At 60.2% G+C, this 26,875-nt stretch carries 26 protein-coding genes and 1 riboswitch; of the genes, 20 read left to right on the forward strand and 6 right to left on the reverse strand.

Annotated features, from left to right (window positions below; translation table 11 throughout):
* The 4 genes from ACM6JQ_RS05540 (at nucleotide 1) to ACM6JQ_RS05555 (ending at nucleotide 3,574) form a co-directional block, all read left to right on the forward strand.
* A complete protein-coding gene (locus tag ACM6JQ_RS05540) occupies nucleotides 1–1,074 on the forward strand; it encodes an AI-2E family transporter (protein ID WP_007919830.1) in 1,074 nt (357 codons plus the stop codon).
* A 207-nt stretch (nucleotides 1,075–1,281) separates the two neighbouring features.
* The gene (hda, locus tag ACM6JQ_RS05545) at nucleotides 1,282–1,986 is read left to right on the forward strand and encodes a DnaA regulatory inactivator Hda (protein ID WP_007919828.1); all 705 of its coding nucleotides are present in this window, start codon (nucleotides 1,282–1,284) and stop codon (nucleotides 1,984–1,986) included.
* A 214-nt stretch (nucleotides 1,987–2,200) separates the two neighbouring features.
* On the forward strand, nucleotides 2,201–2,818 hold the full coding sequence (locus ACM6JQ_RS05550) for a C40 family peptidase (protein ID WP_007919826.1): 618 nt from the start codon (nucleotides 2,201–2,203) through the stop codon (nucleotides 2,816–2,818).
* A 219-nt stretch (nucleotides 2,819–3,037) separates the two neighbouring features.
* Nucleotides 3,038–3,574 carry a C40 family peptidase gene (locus ACM6JQ_RS05555; RefSeq protein WP_007919825.1) on the forward strand — a complete coding sequence of 179 codons (537 nt, stop codon included), beginning with the start codon at nucleotides 3,038–3,040 and terminating at the stop codon, nucleotides 3,572–3,574.
* Nucleotides 3,575–3,706: 132 nt separating this feature from the next.
* Here ACM6JQ_RS05555 and ACM6JQ_RS05560 read toward each other — a convergent pair whose 3' ends face one another.
* The gene (locus ACM6JQ_RS05560; protein WP_414893364.1) at nucleotides 3,707–5,020 is read right to left on the reverse strand and encodes a PQQ-dependent sugar dehydrogenase; all 1,314 of its coding nucleotides are present in this window, start codon (nucleotides 5,018–5,020) and stop codon (nucleotides 3,707–3,709) included.
* A 66-nt stretch (nucleotides 5,021–5,086) separates the two neighbouring features.
* Nucleotides 5,087–5,671: a hypothetical protein gene (locus ACM6JQ_RS05565; RefSeq protein ID WP_095114116.1), complete on the reverse strand. Its 585-nt coding sequence runs from the start codon at nucleotides 5,669–5,671 to the stop codon at nucleotides 5,087–5,089.
* A 163-nt stretch (nucleotides 5,672–5,834) separates the two neighbouring features.
* Nucleotides 5,835–6,066: riboswitch (cobalamin riboswitch) on the forward strand.
* A gap of 81 nt (nucleotides 6,067–6,147) precedes the next feature.
* On the opposite strand from ACM6JQ_RS05565, the gene cobO reads away from it, so the two are divergent.
* The 14 genes from cobO (at nucleotide 6,148) to ACM6JQ_RS05635 (ending at nucleotide 17,745) form a co-directional block, all read left to right on the forward strand.
* Complete coding sequence (gene cobO, locus ACM6JQ_RS05570; protein WP_003223053.1) at nucleotides 6,148–6,759, forward strand: cob(I)yrinic acid a,c-diamide adenosyltransferase; 612 nt, start codon at nucleotides 6,148–6,150, stop codon at nucleotides 6,757–6,759.
* Nucleotides 6,756–8,156, forward strand: coding sequence for a cobyrinate a,c-diamide synthase (locus ACM6JQ_RS05575; RefSeq protein WP_414893365.1), 1,401 nt, complete (start codon nucleotides 6,756–6,758; stop codon nucleotides 8,154–8,156). Before cobO ends, ACM6JQ_RS05575 begins: the two co-directional genes overlap by 4 nt.
* On the forward strand, nucleotides 8,153–8,803 hold the full coding sequence (gene bluB / locus ACM6JQ_RS05580) for a 5,6-dimethylbenzimidazole synthase (protein WP_414893366.1): 651 nt from the start codon (nucleotides 8,153–8,155) through the stop codon (nucleotides 8,801–8,803). The genes ACM6JQ_RS05575 and bluB overlap by 4 nt, the downstream gene beginning before the upstream one ends.
* Entirely contained in the window at nucleotides 8,800–9,708 is a 909-nt protein-coding gene (gene cbiB / locus ACM6JQ_RS05585; RefSeq protein ID WP_007919815.1) for an adenosylcobinamide-phosphate synthase CbiB, read from the forward strand. Before bluB ends, cbiB begins: the two co-directional genes overlap by 4 nt.
* Complete coding sequence (gene cobD, locus ACM6JQ_RS05590) at nucleotides 9,701–10,693, forward strand: threonine-phosphate decarboxylase CobD (protein WP_007919813.1); 993 nt, start codon at nucleotides 9,701–9,703, stop codon at nucleotides 10,691–10,693. Before cbiB ends, cobD begins: the two co-directional genes overlap by 8 nt.
* Nucleotides 10,690–12,141, forward strand: coding sequence for a cobyric acid synthase (locus ACM6JQ_RS05595; RefSeq protein ID WP_414893367.1), 1,452 nt, complete (start codon nucleotides 10,690–10,692; stop codon nucleotides 12,139–12,141). The genes cobD and ACM6JQ_RS05595 overlap by 4 nt, the downstream gene beginning before the upstream one ends.
* Before the next feature lie 151 nt (nucleotides 12,142–12,292).
* Nucleotides 12,293–12,814 (forward strand): bifunctional adenosylcobinamide kinase/adenosylcobinamide-phosphate guanylyltransferase, encoded by a 522-nt coding sequence (gene cobU / locus ACM6JQ_RS05600; protein WP_414893368.1) that lies wholly within the window; start codon nucleotides 12,293–12,295, stop codon nucleotides 12,812–12,814.
* Nucleotides 12,811–13,866, forward strand: coding sequence for a nicotinate-nucleotide--dimethylbenzimidazole phosphoribosyltransferase (gene cobT / locus ACM6JQ_RS05605; protein ID WP_414893369.1), 1,056 nt, complete (start codon nucleotides 12,811–12,813; stop codon nucleotides 13,864–13,866). The genes cobU and cobT overlap by 4 nt, the downstream gene beginning before the upstream one ends.
* A complete protein-coding gene (gene cobC, locus ACM6JQ_RS05610) occupies nucleotides 13,863–14,438 on the forward strand; it encodes an alpha-ribazole phosphatase family protein (protein ID WP_414893370.1) in 576 nt (191 codons plus the stop codon). Before cobT ends, cobC begins: the two co-directional genes overlap by 4 nt.
* 1 nt (nucleotide 14,439) lies before the next feature.
* Nucleotides 14,440–15,168 carry an adenosylcobinamide-GDP ribazoletransferase gene (locus ACM6JQ_RS05615; protein WP_414893371.1) on the forward strand — a complete coding sequence of 243 codons (729 nt, stop codon included), beginning with the start codon at nucleotides 14,440–14,442 and terminating at the stop codon, nucleotides 15,166–15,168.
* A gap of 176 nt (nucleotides 15,169–15,344) precedes the next feature.
* Nucleotides 15,345–15,749, forward strand: a complete 405-nt coding sequence (locus ACM6JQ_RS05620) for a MarR family winged helix-turn-helix transcriptional regulator (RefSeq protein WP_007919794.1) — start codon at nucleotides 15,345–15,347, stop codon at nucleotides 15,747–15,749.
* A 53-nt stretch (nucleotides 15,750–15,802) separates the two neighbouring features.
* Nucleotides 15,803–17,011 (forward strand): MFS transporter, encoded by a 1,209-nt coding sequence (locus ACM6JQ_RS05625; RefSeq protein ID WP_007919792.1) that lies wholly within the window; start codon nucleotides 15,803–15,805, stop codon nucleotides 17,009–17,011.
* A complete protein-coding gene (locus ACM6JQ_RS05630) occupies nucleotides 17,008–17,130 on the forward strand; it encodes a hypothetical protein (RefSeq protein WP_007919790.1) in 123 nt (40 codons plus the stop codon). The genes ACM6JQ_RS05625 and ACM6JQ_RS05630 overlap by 4 nt, the downstream gene beginning before the upstream one ends.
* A gap of 54 nt (nucleotides 17,131–17,184) precedes the next feature.
* Entirely contained in the window at nucleotides 17,185–17,745 is a 561-nt protein-coding gene (locus ACM6JQ_RS05635) for a glutathione peroxidase (protein ID WP_123374677.1), read from the forward strand.
* A gap of 179 nt (nucleotides 17,746–17,924) precedes the next feature.
* On the opposite strand, the gene ACM6JQ_RS05640 is transcribed toward ACM6JQ_RS05635, so the two are convergent.
* The 3 genes from ACM6JQ_RS05640 to ACM6JQ_RS05650 form a co-directional block, all read right to left on the reverse strand.
* Nucleotides 17,925–19,196 (reverse strand): OmpP1/FadL family transporter, encoded by a 1,272-nt coding sequence (locus tag ACM6JQ_RS05640; RefSeq protein ID WP_095114107.1) that lies wholly within the window; start codon nucleotides 19,194–19,196, stop codon nucleotides 17,925–17,927.
* Between the two features lie 146 nt (nucleotides 19,197–19,342).
* Nucleotides 19,343–19,825 (reverse strand): hypothetical protein, encoded by a 483-nt coding sequence (locus ACM6JQ_RS05645; protein ID WP_095114106.1) that lies wholly within the window; start codon nucleotides 19,823–19,825, stop codon nucleotides 19,343–19,345.
* Between the two features lie 273 nt (nucleotides 19,826–20,098).
* Nucleotides 20,099–20,323, reverse strand: coding sequence for a hypothetical protein (locus tag ACM6JQ_RS05650; protein WP_003214941.1), 225 nt, complete (start codon nucleotides 20,321–20,323; stop codon nucleotides 20,099–20,101).
* A 962-nt stretch (nucleotides 20,324–21,285) separates the two neighbouring features.
* On the opposite strand from ACM6JQ_RS05650, the gene ACM6JQ_RS05655 reads away from it, so the two are divergent.
* Together ACM6JQ_RS05655 and rmuC are read left to right on the forward strand one after the other, a co-directional pair.
* Nucleotides 21,286–21,609 (forward strand): hypothetical protein, encoded by a 324-nt coding sequence (locus ACM6JQ_RS05655; protein ID WP_007919780.1) that lies wholly within the window; start codon nucleotides 21,286–21,288, stop codon nucleotides 21,607–21,609.
* Nucleotides 21,610–21,784: 175 nt separating this feature from the next.
* The gene (rmuC, locus tag ACM6JQ_RS05660) at nucleotides 21,785–23,149 is read left to right on the forward strand and encodes a DNA recombination protein RmuC (RefSeq protein ID WP_177321054.1); all 1,365 of its coding nucleotides are present in this window, start codon (nucleotides 21,785–21,787) and stop codon (nucleotides 23,147–23,149) included.
* 88 nt (nucleotides 23,150–23,237) lie between these two features.
* Here rmuC and ACM6JQ_RS05665 read toward each other — a convergent pair whose 3' ends face one another.
* Entirely contained in the window at nucleotides 23,238–26,708 is a 3,471-nt protein-coding gene (locus tag ACM6JQ_RS05665; protein WP_414893372.1) for a NahK/ErcS family hybrid sensor histidine kinase/response regulator, read from the reverse strand.
* Between the last annotated feature and the right edge of the window lie 167 nt (nucleotides 26,709–26,875).

The following is a 26,875-nucleotide window of genomic DNA, read 5'->3' on the forward strand; positions in this document are numbered from 1 at the left end:
ATGGCCGATACGCGGCGTTGGTTCTGGCTCGGTGGGGTAATCCTGCTTTGCGCGTTTGTATGGTTGCTGCACCCGATCCTCACGCCGTTTCTGGTGGCGCTGTTGCTGGCTTATCTGTTCGATCCGCTGGTGGATCGCCTGGAAAGACTCGGGCTGTCGCGTACGTGGGGGGTAATCGCGGTATTTGCCTTGTTCACCCTGATCGTCACCGCGCTGTTACTGGTGCTGGTGCCGATGCTCGCCAAGCAGTTGCTGCGGTTATACGAACTGGCGCCGCAAATGCTCGACTGGCTGCAACACACGGCGTTGCCGTGGGCGCAGGCGAAGCTGGGTCTGTCGGATGGTTTCTGGAAGTTCGACAAGGTCAAAGCGGCGATCAGCGAACACATGGGCCAGACCACCGACATCGTCAGTGTGGTGCTCAGTCAGGCGACCGCGTCGAGTCTGGCGCTGATTGGCTGGCTGGCGAATCTGGTGCTGATTCCGGTGGTGAGTTTCTACCTGCTGCGTGACTGGGACGTGATGATGGCCAAGATCCGCAGTCTGCTGCCGCGCGATCGGGAGGAGACTATCGTATCGCTGGCCGGTGAATGTCATGAGGTGCTGGGCGCGTTTGTTCGCGGGCAGTTGTTGGTGATGGTGGCGCTGGGCGTGATTTACGCGGCGGGCCTGATGATTATCGGGCTGGAGCTGGGGCTGTTGATCGGTCTGATCGCGGGCCTGGCGGCGATCGTGCCGTACATGGGCTTTGTGATCGGTATTGGCGCGGCGTTGATTGCCGGTTTGTTCCAGTTCGGTGGCGATCTGTACCCGATGGTCGGGATCGTCGCGGTGTTCATGGTCGGTCAGGCGCTGGAAGGCATGGTGCTGACCCCGCTGCTGGTGGGCGATCGCATCGGTCTGCATCCGGTGGCGGTGATCTTCGCGATTCTGGCCGGTGGCGAGCTGTTCGGTTTTACCGGTGTGCTGCTGGCGTTGCCGGTGGCGGCGGTGATCATGGTGCTGGTGCGCCATGTGCACGACTTGTACAAGGATTCCGACATCTATAGTGGTGTTGACGATCCGCAGTTGTAATGGCGCAGGGGCGGCCCGGCAAATCGCCGGGTTGGCCCGTGTCCTGCAGGCGCTGGCGCCAAGGAATCTGTCATAAAACCGGTGCGTTAACGCAAACCTTTGATTTTGCTTGGACTCTGTCGCATTGTGCGCTCAGCTTCACGGGTATAAACTTCGCAAACTTTACACAGAGGCCACTAACGGTTCCTTGAGAACTGTTCAGTCAGCATGAAACCGATTCAGCTGCCCCTAGGTGTGCGTCTGCGTGACGACGCCACCTTCATCAACTACTACCCAGGCGCCAATGCCGCTGCACTCGGCTATGTCGAGCGTCTATGCGAAGCCGACGCCGGCTGGACAGAAAGCCTGATCTACCTGTGGGGCAAACACGGCGTAGGGCGTACGCATCTGTTGCAGGCAGCGTGTCTGCGTTTTGAGCAAATGGGCGAGCCGGCGGTGTATTTGCCGTTGGCCGAGTTGATGGATCGCGGCGTCGAAATCCTCGACAACCTTGAGCAGTACGAACTGGTTTGCCTGGACGACTTGCAGGTGATTGCCGGCAAGGCTGACTGGGAAGAGGCGATGTTTCATCTGTTCAACCGTCTGCGTGACAGCGGTCGGCGTCTGCTGATCGCCGCGTCAACCTCTCCGCGTGAACTGCCGGTCAAACTGGCTGACTTGAAATCGCGCCTGACCCTGGCGTTGATTTTCCAGATGCGCCCGCTCTCCGATGAAGACAAATTGCGCGCCCTGCAATTGCGCGCGTCGCGTCGCGGTCTGCATCTGACCGATGAAGTCGGGCATTTTATTTTGACGCGCGGCACCCGCAGCATGAGTGCGCTGTTCGACTTGCTTGAGCAGCTCGATCAGGCCTCGTTGCAGGCTCAACGCAAGCTGACCATTCCCTTCCTCAAAGAGACCCTAGGCTGGTAGCGGCGCGGCTTTCAGCGCGTTTCGGCATAATTCAGGCGCCAGAAAATCCGCTTTCCTGCAAGCTGTGCAGGCCGCGTCTCGGTTCAAATGGGCTTAAGCGCTTAGATGTAAACGAGAAACCGAGAAGTCACAAAAAGATCGATTGAATTTGCAAATGAGGCTGATAGCGGGCATAGTCTCGGCTTCTTTACAACTATCAGCCACGGTCGTGCCCATGCTAAAGCGCTTCGCACCCCTCGTGCCTCTCGCACTCGTCACCCTGTTGTACGGTTGCGCTGCTCATTCTCCAGTTCAAGAGCAGCCTCAACAGGTTAAAAATTCTGCCACGGCCCAATCTTCCGTTATTTATCAGGAAGAGCTGGACACCGAAAAAGAACTCAACGAATTCAATGGCAAGAAGCCTTATCAGCTTCCTGTTCTGGCCGACAGCATCCTCGAACGCGGCATGTCCCTGATCGGTACCCGTTACCGTTTCGGCGGTACCTCTGAAGCCGGTTTCGATTGCAGCGGTTTCATCGGCTACCTGTTCCGCGAAGAAGCCGGCATGAACCTGCCACGCTCGACCCGCGAAATGATCAACGTTGATGCGCCGCTGGTCTCGCGCAGCAACCTTGAGCCGGGCGATCTGCTGTTCTTCGCCACCAACGGTCGTCGCGGTCGTGTCAGTCACGCCGGGATCTACCTCGGTGACAACCAGTTCATCCACTCCAGCAGTCGTCGCAGCGGCGGTGTTCGCATCGACAGCCTGGGTGACAGCTACTGGAGCAAGACCTTCATCGAAGCGAAACGCGCTCTGGCCAACGCTCCAACTGTAGTCACTGCTCGCAAGTAATCCCTTGTTGTCGCTGCGTTCGCGGCGACAATCAGGCTTGCGGTAACGGAGTAGACTTAGACTTTACAAGGTGAAGTTAAAGTCTTACTTGAAGTTTGCCGCGTAGCCGCTAGAATCCTGTATCTATATTGATGGCAAACCGCCTGCGTGCTCACGCAGGCGGTTTTGTTTTCTGTCCATCGGCAGAAAAAGCCGCAGCCAGATCAGGATGTTCTGCTTATGACGATGTCGGCCCGCCTCACTTTGATCTTCTTCGCAGCGCTGCTCAGCGCCTGCGCCAGTCGCACACCGCCTCCTGCGCCGGTGGTTCGCGCACCGGTCGTGTTCGGCCCCTCCCAAGCTTTTTCGCCTGCTGCTGAAGACGTGCTGTTTCGCGCGCTCGGTCTGGTCGGCACGCCCTATCGTTGGGGCGGCAACACGCCGGATTCAGGGTTTGATTGCAGCGGGCTGATCGGTTTTGTCTACCGTGATGCGGCGGGCATCTCTTTGCCGCGTTCGACGCGTGAGCTGATCGTCATGCAGGCACCGAATGTCGGCAAAGAAGGCTTGCAGACTGGCGATCTGATCTTCTTCGCCACCAATGGCGGCTCGCAGGTCAGTCATGCGGGGATTTACGTCGGGGAAGGGCGCTTCGTGCATGCGCCGGCCACGGGCGGCACGGTGAAGCTGGACAGCCTGTCGAAGGCGTACTGGCAGAAAGCTTATCTGAGTGCCAAGCGGGTGCTGCAGCCGGAGCATCTGGCGCATAACCCGTAATTCAAGCAGCCCACAATCCCATGTAGGAGTGAGCCTGCTCGCGATAGCGGTCGTTCAGTCAATGATGATGTCGACTGATACGAAGTTATCGCGAGCAGGCTCACTCCTACAGTTGTTTGTGCATGGCGAAAATTATTTGCTGGCCGACACTCGCCACACCTTGTTGCCGACATCATCCGCCACCAGCAAGCCACCTTGCTGATCGATCACCACGCCCACCGGGCGACCGAGTGCATTCTCGTCCTTGTCGAGGAAACCGGTCAGCACATCCACCGGTTTGCCACTCGGCTTGCCACCGGTAAACGGCACGAAAATCACTTTGTAGCCACTGTGCGGTTTACGGTTCCATGAACCATGCTGGCCGATGAACGCGCCTTCCTTGAACTGCGCCGGCAGCGTGTTGCCCTCGGCGAAGCTCAGACCCAGTGAGGCGGTGTGCGGGCCGACTGCGTAATCCGGGGCGATGGCTTTGGCCACCAGGTCCGGATTTTGCGGCGACACACGCACATCGACGTGCTGGCCGTAGTAGCTGAACGGCCAGCCATAAAAACCACCGTCCTTCACGGAAGTGATGTAGTCCGGCACCAGATCACTGCCGATCTCGTCGCGTTCGTTGACCGCTGTCCACAGCGCGCCACTGACAGGCTCCCAGGCCAGGCCATTGGGGTTGCGGATGCCCGAGGCAAAGATGCGGTGATTGCCGGTCGCCCGATCGACTTCCCAGATCGCCGCGCGGCCTTCTTCTTTATCCAGACCATTTTCGCCGACATTACTGTTCGAGCCGACCGTGACGTACAGTTTGCTGCCGTCCTTGCTGGCGATGACGTTTTTGGTCCAGTGGTGATTCAGCGTGCCGCCGGGCAGATCGACGACCTTGATCGGCGGCGATTTGATCTCGGTCGCGCCGGGTTCGTAGTTGAAACGCAGCAGGCGATCGGTATCGGCGACGTACAGGTCATTGCCAACCAGGGTCATGCCGAACGGCGAGTTGAGGTTTTGCAGAAACACCGTGCGGGTCTCGGCGACGCCATCGTGATCGGCGTCACGCAGCAGGGTGATGCGGTTTGGGCTTGGCACGCCAGCGCCAGCCTTGCCCATGACCTTCTTCATCACCCAGCCGCGAATCCCGCTGCTGTCATCCGGTTTTGGTGGGGCATTGGTTTCCGCTACCAACACATCGCCATTGGGCAGCACATAGAGCCAGCGCGGATGATCGAGGCCTTCGGCGAATGCCGCGACCTGGGTGCCAGCCGCCGCTGTCGGTTTGCCGCCGTCGGGCCAGCCGATCGCCGGGGCGATATTCACCGTCGGGATCAGGGTCTTGTTCGGTTCGGGCAGCTTCGGTGACGGGCCGGTGCCGTCGGAGACTTGCAGGCTGGAGGTTTCACCGCAGGCGGCGAGTCCTCCGGCGAAGGCGATGACAAAAACGAGCTGGGGCTTGCGCATTGCTGATCTTCCCTATGAATGCATTCCTAATCATAGAGGAGGGCGCAAGCCCGATGGTTCAACTGCTCAACCGCGCGCTTCCTTGAACAGCACGGCGATGCCCGGGTGATAATTGCCGGCTTCGCTGCGTAACTTGCGGTAGGCGTAGGGGAAATACCAGGCGACCGCGCAAGTGTGTTCCTTTTGCAGGTCGTCGACCATGTCCTGCAGCTCTTCGGGGCTGGCGCTGTGCTGGGCTTTTTGCGGCGCGACAAACAGGCAGCCGAGCTTGAGGTCGCTGGCGTAGCTGATGCGTTTGGCGTCGTTGGTGATGTCCAGCAGGGCTTGGGTCAGATTGAGGTTGGTAACCTTTGGCCAGCGCTGGGTGGCCTGGATAAAGGCGCGGTCTTCGGCACCGGCGAGAAACAGATCGGCGCGGGCATTGCGCTCGCCTTCTTCATTCTGCTTGCGCGTGGCAGTGCCGTTCAAAGTCACCAGCTCAGCCATCCAGGCTGCGGCCGAGAGCAATCCGAGATTGGCTTTCTCGTCATGCCAGTAAGGGGTGTCGCTGTCGCCGCGCACGGCGTTGTAACGGTCGATACAGTCAAACCAGCGTTCAAGCACCGGGCGCAGGAATTCCAGGCGCGGGTTGCTGATGATCATGCCTTGCATCGTCATCATCCTTTATTGTTGTAGTGGGCTTTTCGGGAAAAGCATGGCTCTTTGATATCATTTGTATCAGTGTGGCACAAGATTGGCGTCAGATAATTGATCGGCGGCAGTTATTCGCCCGATGACCGCCTCTTTAATTGACGCTCCACCCCCAACCCTCTAACCTTCGCGGCTTGTTTCAGGTGCTCTGTGACCTGCGTCGACAGAGTGAAACAGGGAAGCCGGTGAGGGTTGTCTTCAAGCGAAGAACCACCACGATCCCGGCGCTGCCCCCGCAACGGTAAATGAGTGAAAACTGCGCCTTGAGCCACTGCCTCGAAAGAAGCGGGAAGGCGCGCAGTCAGGCGAAACGCCGCTCATGAGCCCGGAGACCGGCCTGATCCATCCAGCGGCATCACGGTGGGCGATGCCAGGCTTTTTGCCGTCTATTCTTGTGCCTGCCCGCCGTTATCCAGCCTCAACGGAGAGCTCCCCCCATGACCGATTCCCCCGAGCGCGACGAACGCCATCTGGCGCGTATGCAGCGCAAAAAAGCCGTGATCGACGAACGCATCGCCAACTCGCCTGACGAGTGTGGCCTGGTGCTGGTGCTGACCGGCAATGGCAAAGGCAAAAGCAGCTCGGCGTTCGGCATGCTCGCCCGCGCCATGGGCCACGGCATGCAGTGCGGCGTGGTGCAGTTCATCAAGGGCCGCAACAGCACCGGCGAAGAGTTGTTTTTCCGCCGCTTCCCTGAGCAGGTGCGCTTTCATGTGATGGGCGAGGGCTTCACCTGGGAAACCCAGGATCGTCAGCGCGACATCGCCGCCGCCGAAGCCGCGTGGGCCGTGTCCCGCGAACTGCTGCGCGATCCGTCGATCGGTCTGGTGGTGCTCGACGAACTCAACATCGCCCTCAAACATGGTTACCTCGATCTCGATCAGGTGCTCAGCGATTTGCAGGCGCGTCCGCCGATGCAGCATGTGATCGTCACCGGTCGCGCGGCCAAGCCGGAAATGATCGAAATGGGCGACACCGTGACTGAAATGGGCATGCTCAAACACGCCTTCCAGGCTGGCATCAAAGCGCAGAAAGGCGTCGAACTTTGAATCAGCCACGTCACTGCCCGGCGGTGCTCATCGCCGCGCCGGCTTCCGGTCAGGGCAAGACCACCGTCACCGCCGCACTGGCCCGTTTGCATCGCAATCAGGGGCGCAAGGTGCGCGTGTTCAAATGCGGCCCGGACTTTCTCGATCCGATGATTCTCGAACGCGCCAGCGGTGCGCCGGTGTATCAACTGGACATGTGGATGGTCGGCGAGCAGGAAAGTCGTCGTCTGTTGTGGGAAGCCGCCAATGAGGCGGATCTGATTCTGATCGAAGGCGTGATGGGCCTGTTCGATGGCACGCCGTCCAGCGCCGATCTGGCGCGGCACTTCGGCGTGCCGGTGCTCGGCGTGATCGACGGCACGGCCATGGCGCAAACCTTTGGTGCGCTGGCGCTGGGCCTGGCGAAGTATCAGCCGGACCTGCCGTTTGCCGGTGTACTGGCTAATCGCGTCGGCACCTTGCGCCATGCGCAATTGCTCGAAGGCAGCCTCACGGAAGGTTTGCGTTGGTATGGCGCGTTGTCCCGTGAGACCGGTATCGAACTGCCGAGTCGTCATCTCGGCCTGGTGCAGGCCAGCGAACTGAATGACCTCGATGTGCGTCTCGATGCCGCCGCCGATGCATTGGCCAGCAGTTGCGAGGTAGCGCTGCCACCGGCCGTGGAATTCGCCGCGCCTGATGTGATCGCTGTAGAGCCGCTGCTGAAGAATGTGCGAATCGCCGTTGCCCGTGATGAGGCGTTTGCCTTCACCTACGGCGCGAGTCTCGATCTGTTGCGGGCGATGGGCGCCGAGTTGAGTTTCTTCTCGCCGATCCGCGACACGCAATTGCCTGAGGCGGACAGCCTGTATTTGCCCGGTGGGTATCCGGAATTGCACCACGTTGCGTTGTCGCAGAACACCGCGATGCTGGAGGCGATTCGTGCGCATCACGCAGCGGGCAAACCGTTGCTCGCCGAATGTGGCGGGATGCTGTATTTGCTGGATTCTTTGACTGACGTTGAAGGCTCTCGCGCTGAGTTGGTTGGGCTGCTGAAGGGCGACGCGGTGATGCAGAAGCGTCTGGCTGCACTGGCGCTGCAAGCAGTGGATTTGCCGGAAGGATCGTTGCGTGGGCACACTTATCATCATTCGTTGACGACGACTGAGCTGACGCCGATTGCGCGTGGCTTGAGTCCGAATGGCGGACGCGGTGCTGAGGCGGTTTATCGTGAGGGGCGGATGACGGCCTCTTATGTGCACTTCTACTTCCCGTCGAGTCCCGCGGCTATCGCAGCATTGTTTGCACCCGACCTCCATGCCGCCATCGCTGGCAAGCCAGCTCCCACAGTGGGCGGTGAGCTTCCTGAAGAAATCCAATCCCCTGTGGGAGCTGGCTTGCCAGCGATGGGGCCATGACAGACAACGCATTTTCCGAAGCCGAACGCCAAGCGGTCTACAAAGCCATCGCCGAACGCCGCGACATGCGCCACTTCACCGGCGGCACCGTCGAGCCGGAATTGCTGCGCCGACTACTGGAAGCCGCTCACCAGGCCCCAAGCGTCGGCCTCATGCAGCCGTGGCGCTTCATCCGCATCAGCGATAGAACCTTGCGCGGCCAGATCCAGAACCTCGTGGAAGAAGAACGCATCCGCACCGCAGAAGCCCTCGGCGAGCGCAGTGACGAGTTCATGAAACTCAAGGTCGAAGGCATCCATGACTGCGCCGAAGTGCTGGTCGCCGCGCTGATGGACGATCGCGAAAAACACATCTTCGGTCGCCGCACGCTGCCGGAAATGGACATGGCCTCGCTGTCCTGCGCGATTCAGAATCTGTGGCTGGCCTCGCGCGTCGAAGGTCTGGGCATTGGCTGGGTTTCGCTGTTCGAGCCGCAGGCACTGGCGGATTTGCTGAAATTGCCCGCAGGCGCTAAACCTCTCGCCGTTTTGTGTCTGGGCCCGGTCAAGGAATTCTATCCGGCGCCGATGCTGGTACTCGAAGGGTGGGCGCAGGCGCGGCCGCTCAATGAGTTGCTGTATGAAAATTATTGGGGAGTGAGTCAATGAGTGTGGCGTTGTTGAGTGTCGCCGCGGTCGCGCTGGATGCGCTGCTCGGTGAACCGAAACGCTGGCATCCGCTGGTGGCGTTCGGCAATTTCGCCGGGCGCATCGAGCAACGTTTCAACGCCGGTGGTCGTGGCTGGCGCAGTCATGGCGTCACAGCGTGGGTGATCGCGGTGCTGCCGCTGACCTTGCTCGCCACCGCATTGTCCTGGGCGCCGTACGTGGGCTGGGTCGTCGAGATTCTTGCATTGTATTGCGCCCTCGGCATGCGCAGCCTCGGCGAGCATGTCGCGCCGGTGGCCGCTGCTTTGCGCGCAGATGATCTGGACGAGGCGCGCAAACGCGTGGGCTATCTGGTCAGCCGCCAGACCGATGAACTCGACAGCACCGCCGTCGCCCGCGCCGCCACCGAGTCGGTGCTGGAAAACGGCAGCGATGCGGTGTTTGCCGCGCTGTTCTGGTTTGTCGTGGCGGGTGCGCCGGGCGTGGTCCTCTATCGCTTGAGCAACACGCTCGATGCGATGTGGGGTTATCGCAACGAACGCTTCGAGCGCTTTGGTTGGGCCGCGGCGAAAATCGACGACGTGCTCAACTACATTCCTGCGCGTCTGGTGGCGTTGACCTACGCGCTGCTGGGTAAAACCCGACTCGCGTTGAAGTGCTGGCGCACACAGGCGCCGAAGTGGGACAGCCCCAACGCCGGTCCCGTGATGGCTGCCGGGGCCGGTGCCTTGGGCGTGGAGCTGGGCGGCGCGGCGATCTATCACGGCGAACTTCACGACCGTCCGCAACTCGGCGAAGGGCAACCGGCCGATGCCGATTCCATCGACCGTGGCTGGCAATTGGTTCAGCGCGGCGTATGGTTATGGCTGCTGATTCTCTGCGTGGGGGCTGAATTCTATGCTTGAGCACGGTGGCCGGCTGCGCAAGGCTGCACTCGATTACGGCATCGCTGAAGCTGACTGGCTCGACCTGTCCAGCGGTCTGGCGCCGTGGCCGTTTCCGATCCCGGAGATCCCGCTGCGCGCCTGGGCACGCTTGCCGGAAACCGATGACGGTCTGGAGCAAGCTGCGTGTGATTACTACGGTGCTGCGCAAGTGCTGCCGGTGGCGGGTTCGCAGATGGCCATCCAGTTGTTGCCGCGTTTGCGTCGCGCCGGCAAGGTCGGTGTGTTGTCGCCGTGTTATGCCGAGCATGCCGAAGCCTGGCGCCGCAGCGGTTACATCGTGCGCGAAGTGCTGGAGCAGGAAGTCGAATTCTTTCTCGACAGCCTCGACGTGCTGGTGGTGGTCAATCCGAACAACCCGACCGGCCTGAGTCTGACCCCGGCACGCCTGCTTGACTGGCATGCGCGGCTCGCCCGGCGCGGTGGCTGGCTGGTGGTCGATGAAGCCTTCATGGACAACACGCCGCAACTGAGCCTGGCACCGCATGCCCATCAAGTCGGGCTGATTGTGTTGCGTTCGTTCGGCAAGTTTTTCGGTCTGGCCGGGGTGCGTCTGGGCTTTGTCCTGGCCGAGCGCAAGTTGCTCAAGCTGCTCGCCGAACAGGTCGGGCCTTGGGCGGTGAGCGGGCCGACGCGGGTGCTTGGCCAAGCGTGTCTGCAAGACACCGAAGGGCACACACGCCAACGGATTCGCAGCGATGAAGCCAGTGAACGACTGGCAGCGCTGCTTGAACGCTACGGCTTCAAGCCGCAGGGCGGTTGCGCGCTGTTCCAGTGGCTGATCACCGAACACGCCGAGGCGTTGCACGCGTTCATGGCCCGTCGCGGCATCCTCCTGCGCATCTTTACTCACAACAGCAGTTTGCGTTTTGGCCTGCCTGCCGACGCGGCTGAAGAGGCGCGTCTGGAACACGCTTTAATCGCTTTCGCCAAGGATCACGCATGACCACCCTGATGGTGCAAGGCACCACCTCCGATGCCGGTAAAAGCACACTGGTGACGGCGCTGTGCCGCTGGGCGACGCGTCAAGGCGTGGCGGTCGTACCGTTCAAGCCACAGAACATGGCGCTCAACAGTGCTGTGACCGCCGACGGCGGTGAGATCGGTCGCGCGCAAGCGGTGCAGGCGCAAGCGGCATTCCTCGATCCGCACACCGACATGAACCCGGTACTGCTCAAGCCCAACAGCGACACCGGCGCGCAAGTGATCATCCATGGTCGCGCGGTGACGTCGATGAACGCCGTGGCGTATCACGACTACAAAGCCATCGCGATGAAAGCGGTGCTCGCGTCCCACGAGCGGCTCAGCGCTGCGTATCCGCTGGTGATGGTCGAAGGCGCGGGTTCGCCGGCGGAGATCAATCTGCGCGCCGGTGACATCGCCAACATGGGCTTTGCCGAGGCGGTGGATTGCCCGGTGCTGCTGATTGCCGACATCAATCGCGGCGGGGTTTTCGCGCATCTGGTCGGCACCCTGGAATTGCTCTCGCCGAGCGAACAGGCGCGGGTCAAGGGCTTCATCATCAACCGTTTTCGCGGTGACATCGCCTTGCTGCAACCGGGTCTCGACTGGCTCGAGCAACGCACCGGCAAACCGGTGGTGGGCGTGTTGCCTTATGTGATGGATCTGCACCTTGAGGCCGAGGACGGCATTGATCAACGCCAGACCGACAAGGTCGAACAAGTGCTGAAAGTGGTGGTGCCGGTGCTGCCGCGCATCAGCAATCACACTGACTTCGATCCACTGCGTCTGCATCCCCAGGTCGATCTGCAATTTGTCGGGCCAGGGCAGGCGATTCCGGCGGCTGACCTGATCATCCTGCCGGGCTCGAAGAGCGTGCGTAGCGATCTGGCCTACCTGCGCGCCAGTGGCTGGGATGCGGCGATCTCTCGGCACTTGCGTTACGGCGGCAAGGTGCTGGGGATTTGCGGCGGTCTGCAGATGCTTGGCGAGCAGGTGCATGACCCACTCGGCCTCGAAGGCGCGCCGGGCACGAGTGCCGGTTTGGGCTTGCTGACGTTCGAAACAACGCTTGAGGCCGAGAAGCAGTTGCGCAATGTGCGCGGACGATTGGTGCTGGAAGATGCCGACGTCAGCGGCTATGAAATTCATGCCGGCGTGACCAGCGGACCGGCGTTGGAAAACGCTGCGGTGCATTTGGATGACGGCCGTTGCGACGGTGCGCAGAGTGCTGACGGGCAAGTGTTCGGCACTTACTTGCATGGCTTGTTCGAATCGCCGGCGGCGAGTGCGGCGTTGCTGCGCTGGGCCGGGTTGAGCGATGTGCAGGCGGTGGATTATCACGGCTTGCGCGAACGCGATATCGAGCGGCTGGCGGATCTGGTGGAAAAGCATCTGGATACCGAGTTGTTGCGACAGCTCTGTGGGATTTGAGGTGAATTTAATGGCCTCATCGCGAGCAGGCGAAGGCCTACAGGGTTATGTGTTTTACACAAAACTCTGGGTTGCTCGAGATCCCTTGTAGGAGTGAGCCTGCTCGCGATAGCGCCTATGGCTTCAACACATAATTTTCAGGATGTCCCCCATGCTCCAACTGATCCTCGGCGGCGCCCGCTCCGGCAAAAGTCGTCTGGCCGAAAAACTCGCCAGCGACAGCCATCTATCGGTCACCTACATCGCTACCAGCCAACCTCTTGATGGCGAGATGAGCGACCGCGTCGCCCATCACCGCGCGCGCCGACCTGCCGAGTGGGCGCTCATCGAAGAGCCGCTGGAACTGGCCCGCGTCCTGCGCGAATCCGCCAGCGCCGAGCGTTGCCTGCTGGTCGATTGCCTGACCCTGTGGCTGACCAATCTGCTGATGCTCGATGACGCCGAACGCCTCACCGCCGAGCGCCAAGCCTTGCTCGACTGCCTGGCGTCCTTGCCGGGTGAAATCATTTTTGTCAGCAACGAGACCGGAATGGGTGTCGTGCCGCTGGGCGAATTGACTCGCCGTTACGTCGATGAAGCCGGTTGGCTGCATCAAGCTCTGGCCGAGCGCTTTCAGCGTGTTGTCCTGACAGTCGCCGGCCTGCCCCTGACTCTGAAAGGACCTGCGTTATGACTCAATCCTGGTGGCTGAACCCGTGCAAACCAGTCGACATCAATGTCGTTGAACAAGCGGCGGCGCGGCAGCAGCAACTGACCAAACCGGCCGGTTCGCTCGGTCGACTGGAATCGGTAGCGGTGCAGTTGGCCGGCCTGCAAGGCCAGATCAAACCGACGCTGGCGCAGGTGTGGATCGCGATTTTTGCCGGTGATCACGGCGTGGTGGCTGAAGGTGTTTCGGCGTTCCCGCAAGAAGTCACCGGGCAGATGCTGCTCAACTTTGTCAGCGGTGGCGCGGCGATCAGCGTGCTGGCGCGTCAGCTCGGCGCGCAGCTGGAAGTGGTCGATCTGGGCACGGTGAATCCAGCGCTGAACCTGCCGGGTGTGCGCCATTTGAACATCGGCGCGGGCACGGCGAACTTCGTGCAGGGCGCGGCGATGACTCAGGCCCAGGGCGAGCAGGCATTGCAGGCGGGTCGCGACAGTCTGCTGCGCGCAAAAGTGGCGGGCGCGCAGTTGTTCATTGGTGGCGAAATGGGCATTGGCAACACCACGGCAGCGAGTGCCTTGGCCTGTGCCTTGCTCGATTGCCCGGTGGCGCATCTGACCGGTCCCGGCACCGGACTGAATGCCGAAGGTGTCAGCCACAAGGCGCAAGTGATCGAGCGGGCGCTGGCATTGCACGCCGCACAGCGTAGCGATGCGTTGCAGACCCTGTTCAATCTGGGTGGTTTTGAAATCGCCGCGCTGGTTGGTGCCTATCTGGCCGCGGCTCAAGAAGGTGTTGCGGTGCTGGTCGACGGCTTTATCTGCACGGTCGCGGCGCTGGTCGCGGTGCGCTTGAATCCGGCCTGCCGCGAGTGGTTGTTGTTCGGTCATCGCGGTGCCGAGCCGGGCCATCGCCATGTGCTGGAAACCCTGCAGGCCGAGCCGTTGCTGGAACTCGGTTTGCGTCTGGGCGAGGGCAGTGGCGCGGCGCTGGCGGTGCCCTTGTTGCGTCTGGCCTGTGATCTGCACGGGCAGATGGCGACGTTCGCTGAAGCGGCGGTGGCGGATCGTCCGGCATGACATTAAATCTGGATCTGCTGCGCCATGGTGAGACTGAACTGGGCGGTGGCCTGCGTGGCAGTCTCGATGATGCACTGACCGAAAAGGGCTGGGCGCAGATGCGTGCGGCGGTGGTCGACAGCGGGCCATGGGATCGTCTGGTCAGTTCGCCGTTGCAGCGTTGCGCTCGCTTTGCCGCCGAACTGGGTGAGCAGTTGGATCTGCCAGTGCAATTGGACAAGGATCTGCAAGAGCTGCATTTCGGCGCATGGGAAGGGCAGAGCGCAGCGGCGTTGATGGAGACGGATGCCGAGGCCTTGGGGCTGTTCTGGGCTGATCCGTATTCCTTTACGCCGCCGCAGGGTGAGCCGGTCAGCGAGTTTTCCTCGCGAGTATTGGCAGCGGTTGCGCGCCTGCACACTGCATACGCCGGTGAGCGGATTTTGCTGATCAGTCATGGCGGCGTGATGCGTCTGCTGTTGGCGCAAGCGCGAGGGCTGCCACGCGAACAACTGCTCAGTGTTGAAGTCGCTCACGGCGCGTTGTTTGCACTGAAGGTTGAACCCGGTGGTTCGCTCAAGGAAGGTCACTGACATGTTGCCGCTGTGGATCGCCCTGCAATTTCTCAGTAGCCTGCCGATTCGTTTGCCGGGGATGCCTGAGCCGGAACAGCTTGGGCGATCGCTGCTGTTTTATCCGCTGGTGGGGCTGTTGTTCGGGCTGATCCTGTGGGCGCTGAATCTTGCCTTGAGCGGCGCGCCGTTGCTGCATGCGGCGTTGCTGCTGACGGCGTGGGTGGTGCTCAGCGGCGCACTTCACCTGGATGGTCTGGCCGACAGCGCCGATGCCTGGCTCGGCGGTTTTGGTGATCGCGAGCGTACGCTGACGATCATGAAAGACCCGCGTAGCGGGCCGATTGCGGTGGTCACGCTGGTGTTGGTGTTGTTGCTCAAGTTTGCTGCGCTGCTGGCGCTGATCGAACAGCAGCAAGGTCTGGCACTGATCATCGTGCCGTTGCTCGGGCGTGCGGCGTTGCTCGGGTTGTTTCTGACCACGCCGTACGTGCGGGCTGGCGGGTTGGGGCAGGCGCTGGCTGATCATTTGCCGCGCAAGGCCGGGTGGTGGGGGTTGGGCGTCAGTGCATTGGTCTGCGTGCTGATTGCCGGATTCAGTGCGGTCGTTGCGCTGGTAATTGCTGTCGTTGTGTTTGTCTGGCTACGGCAGGTGATGATGCGGCGGTTGGGCGGGACGACAGGCGATACGGCGGGGGCGTTGCTGGAATTGCTGGAGATGGTGGTGCTGGTGGGATTGGTTTTGGTCTAAGAGATTATTGCTGGATGGGCTGGCCCCATCGCGAGCAGGCTCACTCCTACAATTTGAAATGCATTCCCCTGTAGGAGTGAGCCTGCTCGCGATAGCGGTGTGTCAGGCGCCACAAATGTTATGGGTAAACTCATCTGTAACTTGATTTAACACAGTCGCGGGTATATACACGCATCATGCTTCCTTCTCAGTGTTTGTGCACCAACCTGCGTCGCGCCGCTCGTGGCGTCAGCAGGCATTACGACGGCGCTCTCGACGGCTTCGGGATCAATGTTGCCCAGTATTCTTTGCTGTGCAACCTGCAGCGTCTGGATCAACCGAGCATCTCGGAACTCGCCGAGGCGATGGGTCTGGACCGCAGCACCCTCGGGCGCAATCTGCGGGTGCTGGAAGGCGAGGGGCTGGTGGCGCTGGCCGAAGGCGAGGACATGCGCAATCGCATCGTCAAGCTCACCGAGACCGGTGTGCAACGCCTGGCAGCGGCACTGCCGGCCTGGGAAGCGGCGCAGCAGCGATTGATCGACAGACTGGGCGCCGAGAAGCGCGAAACCTTGCTCAGATTGCTGGATGAACTGGCCTGAGGCCGGTTTTTTCCAAACTCAAGCGGGTATATACCCGCAAGCGGAGAACAATAATGACATCGATGTGGCGTACGTGCGGTTGGGTGTTGGTCGGGAGTGCGCTGATCCTGGCGTTGTCATTGGGCGTGCGGCATGGTTTCGGCTTGTTCCTGTCACCGATGAGTGCGCAGTTCGGTTGGGGGCGTGAAGTGTTCGCCTTTGCCATTGCCTTGCAGAATCTGATCTGGGGCCTGGCACAACCGTTTACCGGCGCACTGGCTGACCGTTTCGGCGCGGCAAAAGTGGTGCTGGTCGGTGGGATCCTCTACGCGGCGGGCCTGGTGTGCATGGGCCTGTCTGATTCGGCGGTAACGCTGTCACTGAGTGCCGGTCTGCTGATCGGTATCGGTCTTTCGGGCACTTCGTTTTCGGTCATTCTTGGTGTCGTGGGTCGTGCTGTGCCGCCAGAGAAACGCAGCATGGGCATGGGTATCGCCAGCGCCGCCGGTTCTTTCGGCCAGTTCGCCATGTTGCCGGGCACGCTGGGCCTGATCGGCTGGCTCGGCTGGTCGGCCGCGCTGCTGGTGCTGGGCCTGCTGGTGGCGTTGATCGTGCCGCTGGTGAGCATGCTCAAGGACAAGCCGTTACCAGTGCTTGGCCATGAACAAACCCTGTCCGAAGCGCTGCGCGAAGCCTGTTCGCATTCGGGTTTCTGGTTGTTGGCGTTCGGCTTTTTTGTCTGCGGTTTTCAGGTGGTGTTCATCGGTGTGCACTTGCCTGCGTATCTGGTCGATCAGCATCTGCCCGCCAGTGTCGGCACCACGGTGCTGGCGCTGATCGGGCTGTTCAATATTTTCGGCACTTACACTGCCGGCTGGCTGGGCGGGCGCATGTCCAAACCGCGTCTGCTGACAGCGTTGTACCTGTTGCGCGCGGTGGTGATTGTGCTGTTTCTGTGGCTGCCGGTGACGACCCTGTCGGCGTACCTGTTTGGCATGGCCATGGGCTTCTTGTGGCTGTCGACGGTGCCGTTGACCAACGGTACGGTGGCGACCTTGTTTGGTGTGCGAAACCTGTCCATGCTCGGTGGCATTGTGTTCCTGTTTCATCAGCTCGGCTCATTCCTGGGCGGCTGGCTGGGCGGGGTGGTGTATGACCGAACCGGGAGTTATGACTTGATCTGGCAAGTGGCAATTCTGCTGAGTCTGCTGGCGGCCGCGCTGAACTGGCCGGTGCGCGAACGACCGGTCGCGCGTCTGCAAACCGCAGCGAGTGGCGCATGAGCCGATTCTGGCCACGATTGGCCATCACCGCACTCGGCGCTGCATTGCTGGCGCTGGTGTGGTGGGGCTGGCATCAGGGTGGCCTGGCGCTGATGCAGTTGGGCATGAGCATTTGCTAGAACGAGGCGTGGCGAGTAACGTCGAAGTCTGACGATTGCTCAAGGATGTTCGACATGCTGATGCGCTGGTGTGCTGTTCCCGCGTTGCTGATGGCGATGGCTGGCCTGGTCCAGGCCGCTGACTGTCCCGAATTGCTGCAAGGCTCGTTGCCCAAGTTGCGAGCCAAGGAATCCATCGATCTGTGCAAGCAGTACGCCGACAAACCATTGGTGGTGGTCAATACCGCGAGTTTCTGTGGTTTTGCGCCGCAGTTTGAAGGGCTTGAGGCGCTGCATAAGCGCTTTGAGCCGCAAGGGTTGCAAATGCTCGGTGTGCCCTCCAACGACTTCAAGCAGGAATCGAAGGATAGCGCCGAGACCGCCAAGGTCTGCTATGCCAACTATGGCGTGACGTTCGCGATGACCGAGCCGCAGAAGGTTCGTGGCGATGACGCTACGCATCTGTTCCAGGTGCTGGCGGCACAGAGCAGCGCACCGAAGTGGAATTTCTACAAATATGTGGTTGATCGCCAGGGCAAGGTGATCGCCAATTTCTCCAGCCTGACCAAACCCGATGATCCGGAGTTTATCGCCGCGATCGAAAAGGCGATTGCCTCGAAACCGCTGAAACCCTGATTTGTAGGAGCTGCGGCACGCTGCGATCTTTTGATTTTAAAAAAAAAGATCAAAAGATCGCAGCCTCGTTGCACTCGACAGCTCCTACAGGTCGTACAAATTTCAGGCATAAAAAAGCCCCGCCTCTGCAAAGAGAGCGGGGCTTTTTGTGGGCGAGGGATTAGCCTCGCCGCGCAGCATCAGAAGCGGTAGGTCGCGCCGACACCGAAACCGTTTGCCGAGTTTTCATACTTCGAGTTGTAGCTCTGGCCACGATCGTTCTGGTTGCGGATGTTGACCGACTCTTCCTTCAGGTACGAGTAGGCCACGTCGATGGTCAGATCTTCGGTCGGGCTCCAGCCGGCACCGATGCTGAAGATCGTCCGGTCGCCGGTAGGAATGCGTGGCGAGCGGTCGACGTTGTTGGTCGGCGACTGGTCGAAAGTCAGACCGGTACGCAGTACCCATTCCTTGTTCAGCTGGTACGACGTACCCACGGCGTAAGCCCAGGAGTCGTGCCAGTTCTGGTCTTCGGTGATCTCGCCGAACTGACCGGCCAGCAGCGGCTGCACACCGGAGTTCTTGACGGTGATTTTCTCCAGCTGGCTCCAGCGGGTCCAGGTAGTACCGGCATAAACGTTCCAGCGATCGTTGATCGCCTGGGTTACCGAGAGGTCGACCGATTCAGGGGTAGTGATCTTCAGCGAAGCGTCGTACTTCTGGTTGGCGCCCACACCGACCAGGGCCAGTGCGCCGTAGTTGACCTTGGTGTCGCCTTCGAGCTTGTAGTCGACTTTCGAGTGGTACGTCAGACCGACGCGAGTGCTGTCGGTGGCTTGTACCAGCAGGCCGACGTTGTAGCCCAGTGCGGTGTCGTCACCCTTGATCTTGACCTTGCCGTCCGGCAGGGCTTGAGTGATCGACAGGTTGGACTCCAGCGAGCCGTCAATGCGGTTGATGGTTGGACCGAAACCGATCGATACCTTGTCGTTGAAGGCGTAGCTGATGGTCGGTTGGAAAGTGATGACTTGCACTTCGGACTTGCTGCCAAAGTAACGGCCGGCAAAGCCGTTTTCATAATCAGTGATCAGGCCGAACGGCACATAAACACCGAGGCCGAATGCCCAATGCTCATCGATCGGTTTCACGTAGAAGCCCATAGGTACAGCGGTGAAAGGCACCATGTCGCCTTTGTTGCTGCCGCCGTTAGGGCTGGAGCTGGCATTGCTGATATCGGTATGAGCATCGACAACGGCTACACCACCGGTAACTTGTTCACGCTTGATGCGCGACATGCCGGCAGGGTTGCCATAAACAGTACTTGCGTCGTCAGCAGAAGAAGATCGCCCGGCAAAACCAGTCCCCATCCCACTGATGCTTTGTTCGTTGAGGGCAAAGCCGGCCGCGAAAATTTGAGTGGAGGCAAGGGTAACGGCGAGGCTAAGGGTGGTTTTGAGCATGACTTTTTTCATTATTAGAACTCCTGATGATCACCGGGGCGAAAATTACCAACATTTTCGTCCCAGCGCTATAGTCCGTATGCCTTGAGTTAGAGCGGTTTTGTAGGACAATCCGACCAAAATCGCGACCTGTTGTGCGATCTTTTGAAACCGGTCGGTCAGCAGGCGACCTGATTCACCGTTGAAACACAGGTGTGCCAGGCGTAAGTGAAGTCGCGCAGGCGACCTTGGGGTTGAAAGGTCTGACGCCAGATACGTGCCATTCCCAGCAAATCGTTGGAATCGGGGAGGGTGGGGTTTTGTTCTTCAACCAGCAGCCAGGCAATGGCCGTGGCGTAACGCAGGTTTACCGTCAATTCCAGGTGCGGGCCGGTCAGGAAGGCATGCTGGCTGGCGAGGCCGCGAACCAGGCTGGCGCGTTCCGGATCGAGTGCCAGGTAATCATCCCAAAGGGCTTGATGGCGGTGCTCGGCGATGCGGTAAAGCCCGTGGCCGCGGCGGTCATGCAGGGCGGAACCCAGGGCTGACTGGCTGGCGGCGATGCCCAGCAGCAGAGATTCGGCAGTCGCGCTGTGACGTCCCAGGTAGATCAGCGTAGGACGGATCACGTAGCGGCACAGTTCGCTGGCAGCGATACCCATAAAACCCTCGGTTCTTGTTATTAATGGCGAGTCCTGAAGGGGGCTTGGCAGCTGTGGATCGGTTCAGGCTCGCCGCAAGCGGATCACGCCGCTTGAGTTGAAGTGTAGTGTCATATTCGCGACGTAAAGGCCTGTTTTTAAAATATTTCCCGCTGCGGGGAATATTCGTTATATCCGATGGTGCTTAGCCGCTGAGGGGTAAAAGCGAAACATCGGGCAATAAAAAGCCCCGCATTTTGTGCGGGGCTTTTGCTTTTGCAGCCTTTTCGGCTTTCAGGCAACCAGTGCCTGACGGGTACGATCGATCACGGCCTGCAGCGGTTCAGCGCTGGAGTACTGATCGGGGTACAGACGCTCGCTGTGGCGGGCGATACCGTGTTCGTTGACCAGTGTGAAGCTGAAGCAGCCTTTGCGAGCGGCCATGATCAGGCAGTTCATTGGTGCAAAAGCGTTGGTTAGGGTGCGAATGGCATCCTGAGTATGGATTTGAGTAGACATAGTTATTAGGTGTTCCTACAAATGACACGGATAAGAACCGTGCAACGTTAAAACGTTCCAGTAACGTCGACCACCATTGGTCAAACGAAGAACCCGACTGGAACAAAGCAGCCAGTTTGAAGCGCTGATAAGTTGGCGCGCTTGGGCTGGCAGGTAGGTACTTAGGAGGGCAGGCATCACAACGAGGGCAAAGGTTCTGGGCCCGGGGTGAAGATCCTGATCAATTTGCAGGTTGGTTCGGTCAGAGTAAGTGTTCTTCGCAACACCCTTCGCATCATTCGAAGGCAGTGTCGTCGCAAGATTTACCTGGAAACCATCGAGGGGTCGTTCCCGCTTTTTCGGTAGGGCTTCTTGGTAGAAGGCTGACCGTGGGGATGTGTTCGACCGGAATTGACTTTCAGCTTGGTACTAACGCCGCGAATACTAACGGATCGAAACGGGTAAAGCAAACTTCGTGTAGAAAAACATCGCAGCCACAGCTTGAGGCTGCTTGGCGTGTTTGCTCAAATGCCCGGAATTGGCGCATTGATTGACCGTCGGTCGGTGAAGATATTTTCATCGAGGCGCGCGCCAGACTGGTTTATTCCCCCACCGATCGCCAAAACGACCCGAAAAAGCGCAGCGATATAACCAGGTAACAGGTACTTGTGCACATTAGTTGCGCAGGCTGTAACGGCGCTGTCATACCAATCCTGACCCCGATGGCTGCCTGCAACGAAAGTTTAAGTCAATGAAAAACATCGCTTTTTTTTGTTGGTGAAAAAATCGTCAGTTTGACTGCGAGCCCCATTCCATAAGGCTTTGCGAGGGTTGGAGGGCGGTTGTCCACTGAGTTATCCACAGCTTCTGTGGATTGTCCCGAGCGCTTGCTCTAGGACGGGCGTGCCGGGTTGTTTTTCGACTTTACCTGTAAGAAAAAGAGAGTAGAGTGGCGCGCCTTCCGATTCGTCCCACAGTGCTTTATGAAGTTTCGCTCAGTATCAGACTCTGTTACCTCACAGCCTTCTCCTGTTACCCCGCCCAAGCGATTTTCCGTTCGCGTTGCCGAATGGCTGCTCGACAGCCCGCGCCTGAGCGACAGTCACAATGCAAAACACCTCGCTGGCCGCCTGCTCAAACAACCGGCGCGTGATGGCGTGGTGGTTGCGCAAAGCCGTCTCGGCCAATTGATGTGCCGCGAATGCGGTAACGCACGGGACCGTCGCATCGGTCAGGATCTGTTGCGCCAGGCTGCTCGCGCCGGCGACCGTCGTGCGCAGCAGGAACTCGGTCTGCTCGAAGACTGAGCTGTCCAAGACCTGACACCTTGGTTAACCTTCAGGCTTTATAAGATCGGCGGGAGTGGCTATGGCTATGGACTTGACCAGCGTATTGCTGGGGCTTGCAGCAGCGGGATTGCCACTGCTGGCGCTGGCCTGGCAACTGCAACGCCGGGCGAGCAATGGGCAGGCCGAGGTGGCTCTGCTCGAAGAACGTCTGGCCATGGCGCAACTGGCACAGGATGGGCTCAACGCGCAGCTCGACGCCAGTCGCGATGAGATCGCCGATCTCGGTCAGGCCAATGCCGCCAAGCAAGCTGAACTGGCGGCTCTGCGCCGGGAAGTCGAACTGCTGCAGATCGAACGCGACGACGCTCGCGATGCCTCCCACGCCTGGAACCTCGAACGTGCGAACAAGGAAGCAGAACTGCGCCGCCTCGACGCACAGGCCGCCTCACTGAACGCCGAACTGCGCGAACAGCAGGAAAGTCATCAGCAACGCCTCAGCGACCTGCAAGGTTCGCGCGATGAACTGCGGGCGCAGTTTGCCGAACTGGCCGGGAAGATCTTCGATGAGCGCGAGCAGCGTTTTGCCGAGACCAGTCAGCAACGGCTCGGACAGTTGCTCGATCCGCTCAAGGAGCGCATTCAATCCTTCGAAAAACGTGTGGAAGAAAGCTATCAGGCCGAGGCCCGCGAGCGCTTCTCGCTGGCCAAGGAACTGGAGCGCTTGCAGGCGCTCAATCTGCGTCTGAGCGACGAAGCCACCAACCTGACCCGTGCCCTCAAAGGCCAGAAAACCCAAGGCAACTGGGGCGAGCTGATTCTTGAGCGTGTGCTCGAACACGCCGGTCTGGAAAAGGGCCGCGAGTACCAGACCCAGGTCAACCTCAAAGGCCCGGACGGCGAGCGCTTCCAGCCTGACGTGATCATTTACCTGCCGGGCGACAAGCAAGTGGTGGTGGACTCCAAGGTGAGTCTTACCGCGTATCAGCAATACGTGGCTGCCGACGACGACACCCTCGGGCAGATCGCGATCAAGCAGCACGTCCTGTCGTTGCGCAATCACGTCAAAGGCCTGGCCGGCAAGGATTACAAACGTCTGGAAGGCCTGCACAGCCTCGACTTCGTTTTACTGTTCGTGCCGATAGAAGCTGCGTTTTCGGCGGCGTTGCAGGCTGAGCCATCACTGTTTCAGGAAGCCTTCGACCGCAACATTGTCATCGTCAGTCCGACCACGTTGCTGGCAACGTTGCGCGTGATCGACAGTCTGTGGAAGCAGGAGCGCCAAAGTCAGAACGCTCGGGAAATCGCCGAGCGCGCCGGGTGGCTGTACGACAAGTTCGTGCTGTTTATTCAGGATCTCGATGAGGTCGGCAATCGACTGCAACAGCTGGATAAAGCCTACAGCTCAGCGCGTAACAAGCTGACAGAAGGGCGCGGCAATCTGGTCAGTCGCAGTGAACAGCTCAAGTTGCTCGGTGCACGGGCGAGCAAGAGTTTGCCGGCGGATTTGCTGGAGCGGGCGATGACCGACGTCGATGGTCTCGTCGAACTCCCTGAATAAAGATCAAAAGATCGCAGCCTCCGGCAGCTCCTACATTGGTACGGCGTACATCCTGTAGGAGCTGCCGAAGGCTGCGATCTTTTTGCTTCTATAGCGGCAAATACCGACTCAACAACGCCCGCAACGCCGCCGGCTTCACCGGTTTCGGCAGATAATCCAGGCCCGCCGCGTGCACCTGCGCGATCATCTCCGGTCGCCCGTCAGCACTGATCACCACCCCCGGCACCGGTTCGCCCAGGCGTGTGCGCAACCACGCCATCAACTCGGTACCGGTATCCCCGTGATCGAGGTGATAGTCGACCAACGCCAGTTGCGGTCGCACGCCGTCGTTCAACAACGCCGCGCATTCCTCACGATTACGCGCCGTCCATACCTGACAGCCCCAGCGGCTCAATAAGCTGTTCATGCCGATCAGAATGCTGTCTTCATTGTCGATGCACAGTACCTGCGCGCCGCTCAGCAACTTGCCATTCAATTCAGCGACGGCGCTGACCGGCACGGCTTGGGAGCGGGCCAGCGGCACGCGGACACTGAACACACTGCCGCGCCCCGGCCACGAGCGCACACGCAAGGTGTGGCCGAGTACACGGCACAAGCCATCGGCAATTGCCAAACCCAGCCCGAGGCCTTTTTCAGCGCGGGTCTGATGACTGTCGAGGCGTTTGAATTCCTCGAAAATCACCTGCTGTTTATCTTCCGGAATCCCCGGCCCGCGATCCCACACTTCCAGGCACAGTTCGCCGCCGCGTCGACGCACCCCGAGCAGCACCGGGCCCTTGGCATAGCGGAAAGCGTTGGTGAGGAAATTCTGCAGAATCCTGCGCAGCAATTTGATGTCGCTGTCGATGCGCAGATGACTGCCGCGCACACGGAAGGTCAGACCTTGTTCCTGTGCCAGTGCCTTGAATTCGGCACCGAGAGTGTCGAACAGCTCATTGACGGCGAACGGCTTGCGATCCGGGTTGATCTTGCCGTTTTCCAGTCGGGAAATATCCAGTAGATCGCTGATCAGATCCTCGGCCGAGCGCAGCGAACTGTCGAGGTGCTGCACCAGTTTCTGTGCCTCGCCGCTCAAGCCGTCGTCCTGATGGGAGAGGGCGGCGGAGAACAGCCGGGCGGCGTTCAGCGGTTGCATCAAGTCATGGCTGACTGCCGCGAGAAAACGGGTTTTCGACTGATTGGCCGCCTCGGCAGTGCCCTTGGCTTCGGTCAGGGCGACGTTGAGTTGCGACAGTTCCTGGGTACGTTCGCTGACCCGTTGCTCCAATCCTTCATTGGCTTCGGTCAGCGCCTGTTCGGCTTCGCGGAATGCGGTGATGTCAGTGAAACTCATGACGAAGCCGCCGCCCGGCATCGGGTTGCCGATCAACTCGATCACCCGGCCGTTGGGGAACAGCCGCTCAGACGTATGCGCGCGGCCCTGGCGCATCCAGTGCAAACGACGAGCAACGTGGACTTCCGCTTCACCGGGGCCGCACAAACCGCGCTCGGCGTTGTAGCGAATAATGTCGGCAATCGGTCGGCCGACACTGATCAAGCCGTCCGGGTAGTTGAACAGCTCCAGATAACGCCGGTTCCACGCCACCAGTTTCAGCGACTGATCGACGACGCTGATGCCCTGGGTAATGTTCTCGATTGCACCCTGCAACAGGGCGCGGTTGAACTGTAGGACCTCCGAAGCTTCATCGGCGATTCGGACTACATCCTCCAGTTGCATTTCCCGACCTTCTATGGCGGCTTTTACCACCGCGCGGGTCGAGGACGCGCCAAGCACACCGGCCAGCAAACGCTCGGTATGGGCGATCCACTCGCCGTCGGCATTTTGGTTCGGGTTGAAGCCTTTGCCTTGACGGTAAGCGAAACGAATAAAGCTCTGCCGCGCACGTTCCTCACCGACGAAACGCGCGGCCAATTGCAGCAAATCGTCAATCTGCACCGCCAGCATCGAGCGTGCACTCGGCCGTGCACTGATCTCCTGTCCGATGAAACGCCCGGCCTGCCAGTGCTCCGACACGCGCGTGCGGGATAACACCGAGACCCAGGCAAACAAGGTGAAGTTACCGGCCAGTGACAGCACGACGCCTTGGGTCAGCGGGGTAATCGGCAGGTTCAGCGGATTGCTGTGCAGCCAAGCCAGCCCCGGAAAACTGCTCAGTGACCAACCGAGACTGTGTGCGGCAATCGGCAGGATCAACGTGTAGAACCACAGGAAAGTACCGGCGGCCAGGCCTGCGAAAACACCGCGGCGGTTGGCCTGTTTCCAGTACAGCGCGCCGAGCATCGCGGGTGCCAGTTGGGTCACCGCAGCAAAGGCAATCTGGCCGATGGTCGCCAGGCTCGCGGTCGAACCGAGCAAGCGATAGCTGACGTACGCCAGCAGCAGAATCACTACGATGCTCACGCGGCGTACCGAGAGCATCCACTGGCGGAACACTTCGAACGGGCGCTCGGCGTTATTTCTGCGCAGCAACCACGGCAATAGCATGTCGTTGGAGACCATGGTCGACAGCGCCACACTGGCGACAATCACCATGCCGGTCGCCGCTGATGCGCCGCCGATAAACGCCAGCATCGCCAGCGCCGGGTGCGCCTGAGCCAGTGGCAGGCTGATCACGAAGGAGTCGGGCAAGACGTCACTTGGCAGCATCATCTGACCGGCTAAAGCGATCGGGACTACAAACAAAGCAGCCAATGCGAGGTACGCTGGAAACACCCATTTGGCCAGGCGCAGATCCTGCGGATCAATGTTCTCCACCACCGTCACATGGAACTGCCGGGGCAGGCAGATGATTGCCATCATCGCCACGCCGGTTTGCACCACCATCGATGGCCAGTTGATGGTTTCTTTCCAGTATTCCTCGAGGCGTGGGGCGAGCATGGCTTGGTTGAACAGGTCTTCGAAACCGTCATACAGGCCATAAGTGACGAAGGCGCCGACGGCGAGAAACGCGAACAGTTTGACCAGCGATTCGAAGGCAATCGCCAGCACCATGCCACGGTGGTGTTCGGTGGCATCGAGGTTGCGCGTGCCGAAGACTATGGTGAACAGCGCCAGTACCAGCGACACGATCAGCGCGGTGTCCTGGGCGCGGGTACCCATGGCGTCGGCACCGGCGCCGATCAGCAGGTTCACGCCGAGGACAATGCCTTTGAGTTGCAGGGCGATATAAGGAAGGACGCCGACCAGGCAGATCAGCGCAACGACCACCGCCAGCGATTGCGATTTGCCGTAACGCGCGGCGATAAAGTCAGCGATGGAGGTGATGTTCTCCTGTTTGCTGATCATCACCATTTTTTGCAGGACCCACGGCGCGCCCACCAACAGCAGGATCGGCCCGAGGTAAATCGGCAGGAATGACCACAGTTGTTCCGCCGCCTGACCGACTGCGCCGAAGAACGTCCAACTGGTGCAGTAAACCGCCAGCGACAGGCTGTACACCCAGGCACGCATGCGCGGCGGCAACGGCGCGCTGCGGCGGTCGCCGTAGAAGGCGATGGCGAACATGATGGCCATATAGGCCAGGGCGACGGCGGCGATCAGCCCGGTGGACAGCGACATGCAACACTCCCGACAAATGACTCCCCGGCACTCCTGCCCGGGCGGACAGTCTCGCATGCGCGGGGCGGTTAGTCAGTGTCGACCAAGGTCGTGGCGTGGCGGGGTGTCGCAGGTTTGAATGGAGGCGTTGTGCGTTGACATTGCCAGGCATCGAATCCTGTAGGAGC

This window comes from Pseudomonas sp. IT-232MI5 (assembly GCF_949767845.1).
Taxonomy (GTDB): Bacteria; Pseudomonadota; Gammaproteobacteria; order Pseudomonadales; family Pseudomonadaceae; genus Aquipseudomonas.